The 13949-nt window shown below is 67.6% G+C and carries 16 protein-coding genes; 13 read left to right on the top strand and 3 right to left on the bottom strand.

What is annotated here, in order from left to right; all coding sequences use genetic code 11:
• The 3 genes from VL129_RS16325 to sthA all read left to right on the top strand — a co-directional run bounded on the left by VL129_RS16325 (window position 1) and on the right by sthA (window position 2776).
• Window positions 1-1032, top strand: coding sequence for an FAD:protein FMN transferase (locus VL129_RS16325; RefSeq protein WP_325414580.1), 1032 nt, complete (start codon window positions 1-3; stop codon window positions 1030-1032).
• Window positions 1029-1256: a (Na+)-NQR maturation NqrM gene (nqrM, locus tag VL129_RS16320; RefSeq protein ID WP_325414578.1), complete on the top strand. Its 228-nt coding sequence runs from the start codon at window positions 1029-1031 to the stop codon at window positions 1254-1256. Before VL129_RS16325 ends, nqrM begins: the two co-directional genes overlap by 4 nt.
• 125 nt (window positions 1257-1381) lie before the next feature.
• Window positions 1382-2776, top strand: a complete 1395-nt coding sequence (sthA, locus tag VL129_RS16315; protein WP_325414576.1) for a Si-specific NAD(P)(+) transhydrogenase — start codon at window positions 1382-1384, stop codon at window positions 2774-2776.
• A gap of 331 nt (window positions 2777-3107) precedes the next feature.
• Here the strand turns inward: sthA and VL129_RS16310 are convergent, their stop codons facing one another.
• The 3 genes from VL129_RS16310 to VL129_RS16300 are packed head-to-tail and all read right to left on the bottom strand — an operon-like array spanning window position 3108 to window position 4714.
• Complete coding sequence (locus VL129_RS16310; RefSeq protein ID WP_325414574.1) at window positions 3108-3830, bottom strand: glycerophosphodiester phosphodiesterase; 723 nt, start codon at window positions 3828-3830, stop codon at window positions 3108-3110.
• Window positions 3831-3849: 19 nt separating this feature from the next.
• The gene (locus VL129_RS16305; RefSeq protein WP_325414572.1) at window positions 3850-4140 is read right to left on the bottom strand and encodes a phosphodiesterase; all 291 of its coding nucleotides are present in this window, start codon (window positions 4138-4140) and stop codon (window positions 3850-3852) included.
• Between the two features lie 10 nt (window positions 4141-4150).
• On the bottom strand, window positions 4151-4714 hold the full coding sequence (locus tag VL129_RS16300; protein ID WP_325414570.1) for a PilZ domain-containing protein: 564 nt from the start codon (window positions 4712-4714) through the stop codon (window positions 4151-4153).
• A 137-nt stretch (window positions 4715-4851) separates the two neighbouring features.
• Here VL129_RS16300 and VL129_RS16295 point away from each other — a divergent pair, with 137 nt between their 5' ends.
• The 10 genes from VL129_RS16295 to VL129_RS16250 all read left to right on the top strand — a co-directional run bounded on the left by VL129_RS16295 (window position 4852) and on the right by VL129_RS16250 (window position 13911).
• Window positions 4852-6099 (top strand): lipoprotein-releasing ABC transporter permease subunit, encoded by a 1248-nt coding sequence (locus VL129_RS16295; protein WP_325414568.1) that lies wholly within the window; start codon window positions 4852-4854, stop codon window positions 6097-6099.
• Complete coding sequence (gene lolD, locus VL129_RS16290; protein ID WP_325414566.1) at window positions 6092-6775, top strand: lipoprotein-releasing ABC transporter ATP-binding protein LolD; 684 nt, start codon at window positions 6092-6094, stop codon at window positions 6773-6775. Before VL129_RS16295 ends, lolD begins: the two co-directional genes overlap by 8 nt.
• A 5-nt stretch (window positions 6776-6780) precedes the next feature.
• Complete coding sequence (locus VL129_RS16285; RefSeq protein ID WP_325414563.1) at window positions 6781-8025, top strand: lipoprotein-releasing ABC transporter permease subunit; 1245 nt, start codon at window positions 6781-6783, stop codon at window positions 8023-8025.
• 53 nt (window positions 8026-8078) lie between these two features.
• Complete coding sequence (locus VL129_RS16280; protein ID WP_325414561.1) at window positions 8079-10301, top strand: DNA internalization-related competence protein ComEC/Rec2; 2223 nt, start codon at window positions 8079-8081, stop codon at window positions 10299-10301.
• A gap of 70 nt (window positions 10302-10371) precedes the next feature.
• Window positions 10372-11022: a MotA/TolQ/ExbB proton channel family protein gene (locus VL129_RS16275; protein WP_325414559.1), complete on the top strand. Its 651-nt coding sequence runs from the start codon at window positions 10372-10374 to the stop codon at window positions 11020-11022.
• Entirely contained in the window at window positions 11019-11447 is a 429-nt protein-coding gene (locus VL129_RS16270; RefSeq protein ID WP_325414557.1) for an ExbD/TolR family protein, read from the top strand. Before VL129_RS16275 ends, VL129_RS16270 begins: the two co-directional genes overlap by 4 nt.
• Window positions 11447-12457, top strand: a complete 1011-nt coding sequence (gene lpxK, locus VL129_RS16265) for a tetraacyldisaccharide 4'-kinase (RefSeq protein ID WP_325414555.1) — start codon at window positions 11447-11449, stop codon at window positions 12455-12457. The genes VL129_RS16270 and lpxK overlap by 1 nt, the downstream gene beginning before the upstream one ends.
• Before the next feature lie 34 nt (window positions 12458-12491).
• Complete coding sequence (locus VL129_RS16260) at window positions 12492-12683, top strand: Trm112 family protein (RefSeq protein ID WP_027589337.1); 192 nt, start codon at window positions 12492-12494, stop codon at window positions 12681-12683.
• Window positions 12680-13444 (top strand): 3-deoxy-manno-octulosonate cytidylyltransferase, encoded by a 765-nt coding sequence (gene kdsB, locus VL129_RS16255; RefSeq protein WP_325414551.1) that lies wholly within the window; start codon window positions 12680-12682, stop codon window positions 13442-13444. The genes VL129_RS16260 and kdsB overlap by 4 nt, the downstream gene beginning before the upstream one ends.
• Before the next feature lie 2 nt (window positions 13445-13446).
• Window positions 13447-13911 carry a low molecular weight protein-tyrosine-phosphatase gene (locus VL129_RS16250; protein ID WP_325414549.1) on the top strand — a complete coding sequence of 155 codons (465 nt, stop codon included), beginning with the start codon at window positions 13447-13449 and terminating at the stop codon, window positions 13909-13911.
• Window positions 13912-13949: the final 38 nt, after the last annotated feature.

Here is a 13949-nt window from a genome sequence, read left to right as displayed (position 1 = left end):
ATGCGTCTCCGAGCTGTCCTGCAGCCCGTCATCGCTGTCGCTTCGGCGGCAGCCCTGACGGGCTGCCTGTTTTCCGAGAGCCTGGAAACCTTCGGCGGCCCGACGATGGGCAGCACCTATTCGATCAAGTACGTACGCACGTCCGGCGCACCGCGCCCCGACGCGCTGCGCAAGGATGTCGATGCGCTGCTCGCTGAAATCGACCGGCAGGTTTCCACCTACCGCAGCGATTCCCTGATCGAAGCCTTCAACAACGGCCCGGCCGGTTGCCAGGCCATGCCCGAGCCGGTACTCGAGCTGGCCCGCCACGGTCTGGAGCTGTCGCGGCGCAGTGAAGGGGCCTTCGACCTGACCCTGGAGCCGCTGCTGAACCTCTGGGGCTTCGGCCCGAAGTCGCGCGATCAGCGCGTACCCGGTGCGGATGAAATCGAGACGGTGCGCGAGCAATACGGCTACCGGTTGCTGGAGGTCCGCGACGGGCAGCTGTGCAAGGCCCGTGACGCGGTGCAGGTGGATTTCAACAGCATCGCCGCCGGTCAGGCGGTGGATCGCATCGCCCAGTTGCTGCAGGAGCAGGGCGTGAACAGCTATCTGGTGGAAGTCACCGGCGAGCTCAAGGCCCTGGGTCGCAAGCCGGATGGCGCGCCCTGGCGGATCGCCATTGAGGCGCCGCAGAGCGATGTCCGCGCGGTGCAGCAGATCGTCGAACTGGACGGGCTGGCGGTGTCCACCTCGGGCGATTACCGCAACTACTTCGAGCAGGACGGGCGTCGTTATTCGCACACCCTCGATCCTCGCCAGGCTGCGCCGATAACCCATACACTGGCGGCCGTCACCGTGCTGACGCCCTCGGCGATGGAGGCCGACGGCCTGTCCACCCTGCTGATGGTGCTCGGACCCGAGGAGGGCCTGGCCCATGCGCAGGAACATCATGTCGCAGCGCTGTTCGTGACCCGCGCGGCAGAGGGCTTCGTCTCCACAGGCAGCCCTGCATTCGATGCGCTGTTCAAGGCGCAAGGAGTTCAGCCATGACCTGGCTTATCACGTTCATCGTTCTTCTGTTGGTGGTGCTCGGCATGTCCGTCGGCGTGATCGCCGGCCGCAAGCCGATCGCCGGCTCGTGTGGCGGCATCGCCGCGCTGGGCATCGAGAAGGAATGCTCCATCTGTGGCGGCGACCGGCAGAAATGCGAAGAGGTCAATGCCGAAAAGGCGCAGGACGCCGCCGATCTGGCCTACGACGCCACCCGGCGCTGACGCAAACCCGGCGCCCTGGGCGCCGCATTCCCGGCCCGGCCGGGACAGACAAGCGCCCGGCGCGACGCGCAGGGCAATTGCCGTGGGCGACCGCGTGCCGCCCCGGCGCGTTATGAGGAGTACACATGGCGGTCTACAACTTCGACGTAGTGGTGCTGGGCACGGGTCCGGCGGGTGAAGGCGCGGCGATGAACGCGGTGCGTTCGGGGCGCAAGATCGCTGTGGTGGACGAACGTCCGCTGGTGGGGGGCAACTGCACCCACCTGGGCACCATCCCCTCCAAGGCGCTGCGTCACTCGGTGCGCCAGATCATGCAGTACAACACCAACCCGCTGTTCCGCCAGATTGGCGAGCCGCGCTGGTTCTCCTTCCAGGACGTGCTGAAAAGCGCCGAGAAGGTGATCGGCAAGCAGGTCACCTCGCGCACCAGCTACTACGCGCGCAACCGCATCTCCACCTTCTTCGGCACCGCCAGCTTCGCCGACGAGCACTGCATCGAAGTGGTCTGCCTGAACGGCGCCGTCGAGCGCCTGGTGGCCAAGCAGATCATCATCGCCACCGGCTCGCGTCCCTACCGTCCGGCGGACGTCGACTTCAATCACCCGCGCATCTACGACAGCGACACCATCCTCCAGCTGACCCACACGCCGCGCCGGATCATCATCTACGGCGCCGGCGTGATCGGCACCGAATACGCATCGATCTTCAGCGGCCTGGGCGTGCTCGTCGACCTGATCGACACCCGTGACCAGCTGCTCAGCTTCCTCGACGACGAGATCTCCGACGCGCTTTCCTACCACCTGCGCACCAACAACGTGCTCATTCGCCACAACGAGGAGTACGAGCGGGTCGAGGGCACCGAGAACGCGGTGATCCTGCACATGAAGTCGGGCAAGAAGATCAAGGCCGACGCCTTCCTGTGGTGCAACGGCCGTACCGGCAACACCGACAAGCTGGGCCTGGAAAACATCGGCATCAAGGCCAACAGCCGTGGCCAGATCAATGTGGACGAGCACTACCGCACCGAGCTGCCCAACGTCTACGCCGCCGGCGACGTGATCGGCTGGCCGTCGCTGGCCAGCGCCGCCTATGACCAGGGTCGTTCGGCCGCGGGCAGCATCATGGAGAACGACAGCTGGCGCTTCGTCGACGATGTGCCGACCGGCATCTACACGATTCCGGAGATCAGCTCGATCGGCAAGACCGAGCGCGAGCTGACCCAGGCCAAGGTGCCCTACGAAGTCGGCAAGGCCTTCTTCAAGAGCATGGCCCGTGCGCAGATTTCCTATGAGCCGGTCGGCATGCTGAAGCTGCTGTTCCACCGCGAGACGCTGGAAGTGCTCGGCGTGCACTGCTTCGGCTACCAGGCCTCGGAGATCGTGCACATCGGTCAGGCGATCATGAACCAGAAGGGTGAGGGCAATACCATCAAGTATTTCGTCAACACCACCTTCAACTACCCGACCATGGCCGAAGCCTACCGGGTGGCGGCGTTCGATGGCCTGAACCGGCTTTTTTGACAGGCTCCGTCCGGTCGCCTGAGCCGGGCGGGGAACCCCTTCAGGACCCCCGGCTCTGGCAATGGCCGAACCGGGAGAGCTTCTGATCAGGCCCAAAGGCCCGCCATGTGCGGGCCTTTGTTTTTTTAGGGGTGCCCATGGGGCCGGGTTTACCCCGGCTGACGCGGATGGGCCACAGGTCGGCGGGGAGCGCGTACCGGTCACCTTGTAGGGCCGGGTTTATCCCGGCCGGCAGGGGTGCGGCCCACACCCAGGTGAGGAGGCTTCGGCCTCGCAGGCCGGCATAAAGCCGGCCCCACAGGGTTGGGTGTGGTCCAACAGGAGGAGCCCTTTACGCCTTGCCCAGCGTCTCCACCGCCAACCCCGGGAAGTCGGTGATCACGCTGTCCGCGCCGAAATCGGCCAGGCGGCGCATCAGGGACGGTTCGTTGACCGTCCACACCGACACATGCAGCCCCTGCTGCTGCGCCTTGAGCAGGCGCTCCGGGGTGCACAGCGTCCAGTTCAGGGCCAGCAGGTCGCAGCCATACTGCTTGGCCACCTTGAGCGGGTCCAGCCAAGCGTACTCGGCCACCAGGCCGCGCGACAGCTCCGGCGCCCAATGGCGCAGGGCGCGCAGCACCACGCGGGAGCTGGAGGTCACCGTCACCTTGTCGGCCAGGCCGTAACGCTCGGTCAGCGCATGGATCGCCTTGACGGTGCGGCTGGCGCGTTCGCGCGAGGCACTCTTGACCTCCAGTTGCCAGTGCTCGAACGGGCACTGTTCGAACAGCTCGGCCAGGGTCGGAACCGGCGTCGGCTGCGGCCAGCCCGGGCCGCCCAGGCGCGCATCGTAGCCACGCAGTTCCTCGGCGCTGTGCTCGGCCACCTTGCCGCGCCGTCCCGTGGTGCGCTTGAGGGTCGGATCGTGGATCACCATCAGCTCGCCGTCCCGCGACAGGTGCAGGTCCAGCTCGCAGCGGGTCACGCCGTGCTCCAGGCAGCGACGGAAACTGGCCAGGGTATTTTCCGGGGCTTCGCCCTTGGCGCCGCGGTGGCCGTAGATCAGGGTCATGCAATCTCCAGAGACAGGGTTACTGACCCTGCGCAGGGGTGGGTCGCGGATGGCGAACGCTATCGATCACCTTGCCGCTTTCGAAATAAACGGAAAAGCCGGGATAGTCCCAACGGCTGATGGGCGGTTGGCCGACCGCCGGATGGCGGGTTTCGGGGCTGCCGTAACGGGTTTCGACGGACTGCTGAGTTTCACCCTGGCGGGGCAGTTGCAGGCGGGCGTCGCCCTGTTGACCTACCGGCACGCTCAGCGTGTCGGCCAGCACGGAAAAGGGCAGCAGCAGGGCGAACAGAAAGGCGAAGCGGGTCATGCGCGGATTCTCATGGCTGATCGGAGAGTTCGCGGGCCTGGCGTCGGGCCTGGGCCTGCTTCTGCAGGATATGCCGGGCCAGCAGCTGACGTTGTGCGTCGGTCAACGCTTCGAACTCCGTGCCAATGTGGTAGCCGCCCTCGGCCAGCGGCTGGCAATGCGCGACCCGCGCCTGCAGCAGCAGGCCCAGGCCGTGGGGCATCAGCAGCATGCGCAGGCCGACCAGCGCGTTGCGTTCCAGCGCCTGGTCGTGACGAAAGCTGATGCCGCCTTCGCTCAGGGTGACGTTCTGCTGCGCGCCGAACTGGGCCTGCAGGCCATGCGTCATGGCCTGGCCGATCAGGTCGATGCGCCGGTTCATGACGCGCAACAGGCTGCCCGTCAGGCGATCCCGCTCGCCCAGCTGGCGCAGCAGGTGCTGGGCCTCGAAGTCCAGCAGACTGAGTTCGCCGAGCAGATTGAACAGCTGCGCATCGTCCGGTTGTGCGGTCTCGTTGCCGCCGTCCAGCGGAACGATTTGCACAGCGACCTGGTCTTCGATGCGGTAGTATTCGCGGCGATCTGCGTCTTGCATGGGTATGGCGATCCAATGGCAAACTGGGTCGGCTGAGTGTAAGACGCCCGGCGTCCGAGGGCCAGATGGCCGGGCCGGGATGTTCCGCCCGCTCCGAACGGGGCGGTTTTCATGGCCGAACGGATGTTTTCTTCTTCATGTTCAGACCCCTCCCTGTTTTCATCGGCACCCGCTATACCCGAGCCCGGCGTCGCAGCCGCTTCGTGTCCTTCATCTCCCTGACCTCCATGCTCGGCCTGGCGCTCGGCGTGATGGTGATGATCCTGGTGCTGTCGGTGATGAACGGCTTCGACCGCGAGATGCGCGAGCGGGTGCTTGGCATGGTGCCGCACGCCAGCCTGGAAACCGGCCAGGCGCTGAGCGACTGGCCGGCGCTGGCCGAGCGCCTGCAGCAGCATCCCGAGGTGCTGGCGGTGGCCCCCTACACGCAGATGCAGGGTCTGCTGACGAGCGCGGGCCAGGTGCAGAAGGTGCTGATCAACGCCGTCGATCCGCAGCGTGAATCCCAGGTGTCGATCGTCGAGCAGTTCTTCCGCGAAGGCGGCCTGGCGGCGCTGCAGCCGGGCGAGTTCGGTCTGCTGATCGGCGACCGTGCCGCGGAGAAGCTCGGCGTGCGGGTCGGCGACAAGGTCACCTTCGTCGCGCCCGAGGTGGCGGTCACCCCGGCCGGCATGTTCCCGCGCATGAAGCGCTTTACCGTGACCGGCATCTTCCATGTCGGCGCCGGCGAGATCGACGGCTTCCTGGCCATCGCCCATATCGAGGATGCCGCGCGTCTCAAGCGCTGGCGGCCGGATCAGGTGCAGGGGCTGCGCCTGAAGTTCGCCGACCTGTTCCAGGCGCCGGGTCTGTCCTGGCTGCTGGCCGGCAGCCTGGGCGAGGAATTCTTCGCCCGCGACTGGACCCGTACCCACGGCAACCTCTACCAGGCGATCCGTATGGAGAAGGCCATCATCGGCCTGCTGCTGTTGCTGATCGTCGCGGTGGCCGCCTTCAACATCATCTCCACCCTGGTGATGGTGGTGACCGACAAGAAATCCGACATCGCCATCCTGCGCACCCTGGGCGCCTCGCCGGCGCGCATCATGGGCATCTTCATGGTGCAGGGCACGGTGATCGGCGTGGTCGGCACGCTGCTCGGTGCGCTGCTCGGCATCTTCGCGGCGCTGAACATCAGCGACGGCATCGCCGCGCTGGAGCGCCTGCTCGGCCACAAGTTCCTCAGCGCCGAGGTGTACTTCATCGATTACCTGCCGTCCCAGCTGCTGCTCGAGGATGTGCTGATGGTCTGCGGCTCGGCTCTGCTGCTGAGCTTTCTCGCCACCCTTTATCCGGCCTGGCGTGCCGCGCGCACCCAGCCTGCGGAGGCTTTGCGTTATGAGTGACAAAGCGGTGCTGAGCTGTCGCAACCTGGGCAAGAGCTACGAGGAAGGCCCGCAGCCGGTGGAAGTGCTCAGTGATGTGCAGCTGGAGCTGCTACCCGGCGAGCGCGTGGCCATCGTCGGCAGTTCCGGCTCGGGCAAGAGCACGCTGCTGAACCTGCTGGGCGGGCTCGATACCCCGAGCAAGGGCAGCGTCTGGCTGGCCGGCGAGGAACTGTCGGCGCTCGGCGAGAAGGCCCGCGGCCTGCTGCGCAACCGGGCGCTGGGCTTCGTCTACCAGTTTCATCACCTGCTGCCGGAATTCACCGCCCTGGAAAACGTCTGCATGCCGCTGTTGATCGGCAGGACGCCGATTCCCGAGGCGCGCCGGCAGGCCAGCGAGCTGCTCGCTCGGGTCGGCCTCGGCCATCGCCTGGAGCACAAGCCGTCCGAGCTGTCCGGCGGCGAGCGTCAGCGCGTGGCCATCGCCCGTGCGCTGGTCAACCGCCCGGCGCTGGTGCTGCTCGACGAACCCACCGGCAACCTGGACCGCCACACCGCGCAGGGCATCCAGGAGCTGATGCTGGAACTCAGCCAGTCGCTGCACACCGCCTTCCTGGTGGTGACCCACGATCCCGAGCTGGCGCGGCAGATGGACCGCGTGCTGCGGCTGGCCGAAGGCCGCCTGGTGGCGGAGTAGGGCGCATGTTCAGACCCCTGGCCCTGTTCGTCGGCGCCCGCTACACGCGGGCCAAGCGGCGCAACCACTACATCTCCTTCATCTCGCTGACCTCGATGCTGGGCCTGACCCTCGGCGTGCTGGCCATGATCGTGGTGCTGTCGGTGATGAACGGCTTCCAGAAGGAAATGAGCGGGCGCATCCTCGGCACCGTGCCGCACGCCACGCTCACCGCCGCAGCGCCAATGGACGACTGGCAGGCCGTGGCCGGCCGTGTGCTCGAGCATCCGGAAGTCACCGGCGCGGTGCCGCTGGCCGAGCTGGAAGGCATGCTCTCCTACAAGGGCGGTATGCTGCCGGTGCAGGTCAACGGCATCGATCCGTCCCGCGAGGATGACGTGTCGATCGTCGGCCGGCACATGCAGCGCGGCGCGTTGAGCGACCTGCAACCGGATGACTACGGCGTGGTGATCGGCGAGCTGATCGCCCGACGCTTCGCCCTCGGTATCGGCGACAAGCTGACCCTGATCGTCCCCGAGGTCAGCGACTCGGCCGCTGGTGTCACGCCGCGCATGCAGCGCCTGACGGTGGCCGGCATCTTCAAGGTGGGCGCCGAGCTGGATGGCTCGCTGGCGCTGGTGCACATCGCTGATGCCGCGCAGATGCTGCGTCTTGAGCCCGGCCAGGTGCCGGCGCTGCGCCTGGCGGTCACCGACCTGTATGCGGCGCCGCGCATCGCTGCCGAGCTGAGCGCACAGCTGGGCGACGGCTACCGGATCGGTGACTGGACCCGCACCCAGGGCAGCCTGTTCGCCGCCATGCAGATGGAGAAGACCATGATCGGCCTGCTGTTGCTGCTGATCATCGCGGTGGCTGCCTTCAACATCATCGCCACGCTGATCATGGTGGTGGCCGACAAGCGCACCGACATCGCCATCCTGCGCACTCTGGGCGCCACGCCCGGACAGATCATGGCCACCTTCATGGTGCAGGGCACGCTGATCGGCCTGGTCGGCACCGCGCTGGGCGGCGTGCTCGGTGTGCTGACGGCGCTGAATGTCAGCCAACTGGTTGGCTGGCTGGAGCGCCTGAGCGGCCAGCAGATCCTCAGCTCGGACATCTACTTCGTCAGCTACCTGCCCTCCGACCTGCAGTGGCTGGATGTGGCGCTGATCTGCACGGCGGCGCTGATCCTGAGTTTCCTGGCTACCCTGTACCCCGCCTGGCGTGCGGCGCGCACCCAGCCGGCCGAAGCGCTGCGCGACGAGTAGCGCTTCACCCCAGTCAACAACCGGAGGCACGGATGCCTCCGGCGGAGAACTCGATGCGCACAGGGATGCTGGCGCTGGGCGCGGGCCTGCTGGCCCTGCGCTTTCTTCCCGCCTTGCCCGGAACCTCCTGGCTGCTGCTGATGGCCGCGGTCGGCGTACTGCTGCTGCCGTTTCGAACCTATCCCCTGGGGCTGTTCGCTCTCGGCCTGGCCTGGGCCTGTGCCTCGGCGCAGTTGGCCCTGGATGATCGGCTGAGCCCCGAGCTGGACGGCCGCATCCTGTGGCTGGAGGGTGTGGTGGTCGGCCTGCCGGAGCAGCGCGGGGGCGTGGTGCGCTTCGTGCTGGAAGAGCTGGACGCGCGGCGCGGCGAACTGCCCGCCCGGCTGCGCCTGAGCTGGCCGCAGGGCCCGGCGCTGCACAGCGGCGAGCGCTGGCGCCTGGCGGTGCATCTGAAACGGCCCCACGGCATGCTCAATCCCGGCGGCTTCGATTACGAAGCCTGGCTGCTCGCCCAGCGCATCGGCGCGACCGGCACAGTGAAGAGTGGGGAGCGATTGGCGGAAGCCGAGGGGACGAGCGCCTGGCGCGACGGTTTGCGCCAGCGCCTGCTGGCCATGCCGGCCTTCGGCCGCGAAGGTGGCCTGGTGGCGCTGGTGCTGGGCGATGGTTCGGGGCTGTCGAGCGCCGACTGGCGGGTGCTGCAGGACACCGGTACCGTGCACCTGATGGTGATCTCCGGCCAGCACATCGGCCTGATCGCCCTGCTGATCTACGGCGCGGTGGCCGGGTTGGCGCGTCTGGGACTCTGGCCCGCTTCCTGGCCCTGGTTACCCTGGGCCTGTGCCCTGGCCATGCTGGCGGCGCTTGGCTACGGCTGGCTGGCCGGCTTCGACGTGCCGGTGCAACGCGCCTGCGCGATGCTCGCGCTGGTGCTGATGTGGCGGCTGCGCTTTCGCCAGCTGGGCATCTGGACGCCGTTGCTGGCCGCGCTGCTGCTGGTGCTGCTGATCGAGCCACTGGCCAGCCTGCAGGCCGGTTTCTGGTTGTCCTACGCAGCGGTGGCCGTGCTGCTGCTGGTATTCGCCGGCCGGCTGGGCGCCTGGCCCTGGTGGCGCAGCCTGGGGCGCGCCCAGTGGGCCGCCGCGCTGGGCCTGCTGCCGGTGCTGCTGGCGTTGGCCTTGCCGGTGAGTGTCAGCGGCCCGTTGGCCAACCTGCTGGCCGTGCCCTGGGTCGGCTTCCTGGTGGTGCCGCTGGCGCTGCTGGCCACGCTGCTGCTGCCGCTGGCACCGCTGTCCGAGGGCCTCTGGTGGTTGGCTGGCGGGGCGCTGGAGCTGCTGTTCCGCCTGCTGGAGTGGCTGGCGGCGCTGTTGCCGGCCTGGCTGGGTGGGCACCTGCCAGTCTGGGCCTGGCTGCTCGGCGCGCTGGGCGTGGTGCTACTGCTGCTGCCTGCGGGCGTGCCCATGCGCCTGCTCGGCGTGCCGCTGGTGCTGCTGTTGCTGCTCCCTCCGCGCCAGTCGCCGCTGGAGGGGCAGGCGGAAGTCTGGCAACTGGACGTGGGGCAGGGCATGGCGGTACTGATCCGCACCCGTGAGCATGCGCTGCTCTATGACGCCGCCGGGCGCTTCGGCGATTTCGATCTGGGCGAGCGCGTGGTACTGCCGGCGCTGCGGGCGCTGGGCATCGAACGGCTGGATACGCTGCTGATCAGCCATGGCGACAACGACCATGCCGGCGGTGCGGCGGCGGTGCTGCGCCGCATGCCGGGCGCCACGCTGTGGAGCGGCGAGCCGCAGCGCCTGGCCGGACTGGACGCGCAAGCCTGCCCGTCCGACGCGCGCTGGGAATGGGACGGCGTGGCGTTCCAGGTATGGCGCTGGCCGCAGGCGCGCGGCGGCAACGACGCCTCCTGTGTACTGTGGGTCGAGGCCGGTGGCGAGCGGCTGCTGCTAAGCGGCGACATCGATGCCCGCGCCGAGGCGGTGCTGCTGGGCAGCGGCCTTGACTTGCGCGCCGACTGGCTGCTGGCGCCGCACCATGGCAGCCGCTTCTCCTCGACGCCGGCGTTCATCGCCGCCGTGGCGCCGGCGACCGTGCTGTTCTCGCGCGGTGCGCACAATGCCTTCGGGCATCCCCATCCGCAGGTGCTGGCCCGCTACGTCCGGCAGGGCGTACACATCCATGACAATGTGACGGATGGCGCGCTGCGCATTCGGCTGGGTGCCCACGCCAGCGCTCAAAGCTGGCGTTCCGCGCGGCGCTTCTGGCGAAAAAACTGAGAAGCCGGGCGGTCGGCTGACGAATCACCCTGTGGTAGAGTGGCGCGCACTTTTCCGGAGGATTGCCACAGTGTGGGAATTGGTTAAAGCCGGCGGCTGGATCATGCTGCCGATCATTCTCTGTTCTGTCACGGCTGCAGCCATCATCGTCGAACGCTTCTGGACCCTGCGCTCGTCGCGGGTCACCCCGCCGCACCTGCTGGGTCTGGTCTGGCGCTGGATCAAGGACAAGAAGCTCAACCACGAGCGCCTCAAGGAACTGCGCGCCAACTCGCCGCTGGGCGAGATCCTCGCCGCCGGGCTGGCCAACTCCCGGCACGGCCGCGACATCATGAAGGAATGCATCCAGGAAGCCGCTTCGCGGGTCATCCATGATCTGGAACGCTACCTCAACGCCCTGGGCACCATTGCCGGCATCGCGCCGCTGCTCGGCCTGCTCGGTACCGTGTTGGCGATGATCGACATCTTCAGCGCCTTCATGGGTTCGGGCATGGCCAACGCGCCGCTGCTCGCCGGCGGCATCGCCAAGGCGCTGATCACCACCGCCGCGGGCCTGATGGTCGGCATTCCGGCTCTGTTCTTCCATCGCTACCTGCAACGCCGCGTCGATGAACTGGTGGTCGGCATGGAACAGGAAGCCATCAAGCTGGTGGACGTGGTGCACGGTGAGCGCAGCGTCGACCTGGCCGAGAGCAACAAGCGCGAGGGCAGCAAGGCGTGAAATTCCGGCGCAGACAGCGGGACAACGTGGAGATCGGTCTGGCCCCCCTGATCGATGTGGTCTTCATCCTGTTGCTGTTCTTCGTGGTCACCACCACCTTTACCCGGGAAACCCGCCTCAAGGTGGATCTGCCCGAGGCGGTCAGCGGCACGCCGCCCGAGGACGCCGAAGTGCGGCCGCTGGAAGTGCTGATTGGCGCCGACGGCAGCTTCTCGGTAAACGGCAAGGCCCTGGTGCAGAGCGACCTGAACAGCCTGATGACTTCCCTGCAGCGGGAATCGGAAGGCGACAACAGCCTGCCGCTGACCATCAGCGCCGATGGCAAGACGCCGCATCAGGCGGTGATCATCGCCATGGATGCGGCCGGCAAGCTGGGCTTCTCGCGCCTGCGCATCGCCACGGTCGAGGCCCAGGCGACGCCCTGATGAGCCTTTCCGATCGCTTGTTGAAGGCCTGGTACCAGGAACGCAATCATCCGGTGCTGGGCCTGTTGCGCCCCCTCGAATCCCTCTATCGCCGGGTGGTGCGCCGCAAGCGCGCCGCGTTCGTGGAAGGGCGCGGCGCCATCTATCGCGCCCCGGTACCGGTCATCGTGGTCGGCAACATCACCGTCGGCGGAACCGGCAAGACCCCACTGATTCTCTGGTTGATCCAGCATTGCCGCGCCCGTGGCCTGCGCGTCGGCGTGGTCAGTCGCGGCTATGGCGCCAAGCCGCCCAGCCTGCCCTGGCGGGTATTGCCCGAGCAGGAAGCTGCGATCACCGGCGATGAGCCGGCATTGATCGTGCGCCGAACCGGAGTGCCGCTGGTCATCGATCCGGACCGGGGTAGGGCGGTGCGCGCGCTGCTGGACAGCGAGCCGGTCGACCTCATCCTCTGCGATGACGGTCTGCAGCATTACCGCCTGGCGCGGGACCTGGAGCTGGTGCTGATCGATGCCGCGCGTGGCCTGGGCAACCACCGCTGTCTGCCGGCCGGCCCGTTGCGCGAGCCCGAGGAGCGCCTGCAGAGCGTGGACGCCGTGCTGTTCAATGGTGCGACCCATGACCGCGCCGAGGGCTACGCCTTTCATTTGCAACCGGCCGAGCTGGTGCAGGTGAACAGCGGGGCGCGTCGCCCGCTCGGCTATTTCCCCCCGGACCAGAGCCTGCACGCGGTGGCCGGCATCGGCAACCCACAGCGTTTCTTCGCCACCCTCGAAGCGCTACACTGGCGCCCGATTGCCCATCCCTTCGCCGATCATGCGCAGTACGACGCCGAGCAGCTGACTTTCAGCCCGCCGCTGCCGCTGCTGATGACCGAGAAGGATGCGGTCAAATGCCGTGACTTCGCCGCCGACGACTGGTGGTACCTGGCGGTCGACGCCGTGCCGTCGCCGGCCTTCGTCGCCTGGTTCGACACCCAGCTGGTGCGCCTGCTGCCGGAGCGTTGCTGAAGCGGGCGCCTTCCCTGTTCGTGAGGATTTCCCGATGGACCCGAAACTGCTCGATATCCTGGCCTGCCCGGTATGCAAGGGCCCGTTGCAGCTCAGCGAGGACAAGACCGAGCTGATCAGCAAGGGCGCCGGCCTGGCCTACCCGATTCGCGACGGCATCCCGGTGATGCTGGAAAGCGAAGCCCGTACCCTGACCGTCGACGAGCGCCTGGACACCCGTAAATGAGCCAGGCTTTCACCGTCGTCATTCCCGCCCGCTACGCCTCCACCCGCCTGCCCGGCAAGCCGCTGCAGGACATCGCCGGCAAGCCGATGATCCAGCATGTCTGGGAGCAGGCCTGCAAGTCCTCCGCCGCCCGCGTGGTGGTGGCCACCGACGATGCGCGCATCGTCGAGGCCTGTCGCGCCTTCGGCGCCGAGGTGCTGCTGACCCGCGCCGACCATGACTCCGGCACCGACCGTCTGGCCGAAGTGGCCAGCCAGCTGGGTCTGGCGGCCGATGCCATCGTGGTCAACGTGCAGGGCGACGAGCCGCTGATTCCGCCGTCGATCATCGACCAGGTGGCGGCCGATCTGGCGGCCAACCCGCAGGCCGGCATCGCCACCCTGGCCGAGCCGATCCATGACGTGCAGGCGCTGTTCAATCCGAACGTGGTCAAGGTGGTCAGCGATGTGACCGGCCTGGCGCTGACCTTCTCCCGCGCGCCGCTGCCCTGGGCCCGCGATGCCTTCGCCAGCAGCCGCGAGCAGCTGCCCGAGGGCGTGCCCTACCGCCGCCACATCGGCATCTATGCCTACCGCGCCGGCTTCCTGCACGACTTCGTGACCTGGGGCGCCTGCTGGCTGGAGAAGACCGAATCCCTGGAGCAGTTGCGTGCCCTCTGGCACGGTGTGCGCATTCATGTCGCCGACGCCCTTGAGGCGCCGCCGACTGGGGTGGACACACCCGAAGACCTGGAGCGCGTGCGCCGTCTGCTGGGAGCCTGAGGATGAACATCCTGTTCGTCTGCATGGGCAACATCTGCCGCTCGCCGACCGCCGAAGGCGTGTTTCGTCATCGGGTGCGCGCTGCCGGGTTGGCAGATCGGGTGCATATCGATTCCGCCGGCACCGGCGACTGGCATGTGGGCAAGAGTCCGGACCCGCGCACCTGCCGTGCCGCCCTGCAGCGCGGCTATGACCTGAGCTCGCTGCGTGGCCGCCAGGTGACCGTCGAGGATTTCCAACGCTTCGACCTGATCCTGGCCATGGACCATGACAACCTGCTGCGCCTCAAGGATATCCAGCCGGACAGTGCGCGCGCCGAACTGGATCTGCTGCTGCGTCGCTACGGCCTGGGCCGAGGCGTGGTGCCGGATCCCTACTACGGCGGCGCCGACGGCTTCGAGCAGGTGCTGGATCTGATCGAACAGGCCAGCGACGCGCTGCTGGCCGAAATCAAGGGGCGCCTGTGAGCCTGACCATCATCGAAAACCCGTCCCTCAAGCCCTAC

This window comes from Pseudomonas sp. (assembly GCF_035497915.1).
Classification (GTDB): Bacteria; Pseudomonadota; Gammaproteobacteria; order Pseudomonadales; family Pseudomonadaceae; genus Serpens.
This window is presented reverse-complemented; position numbering and strand designations above follow the sequence as displayed.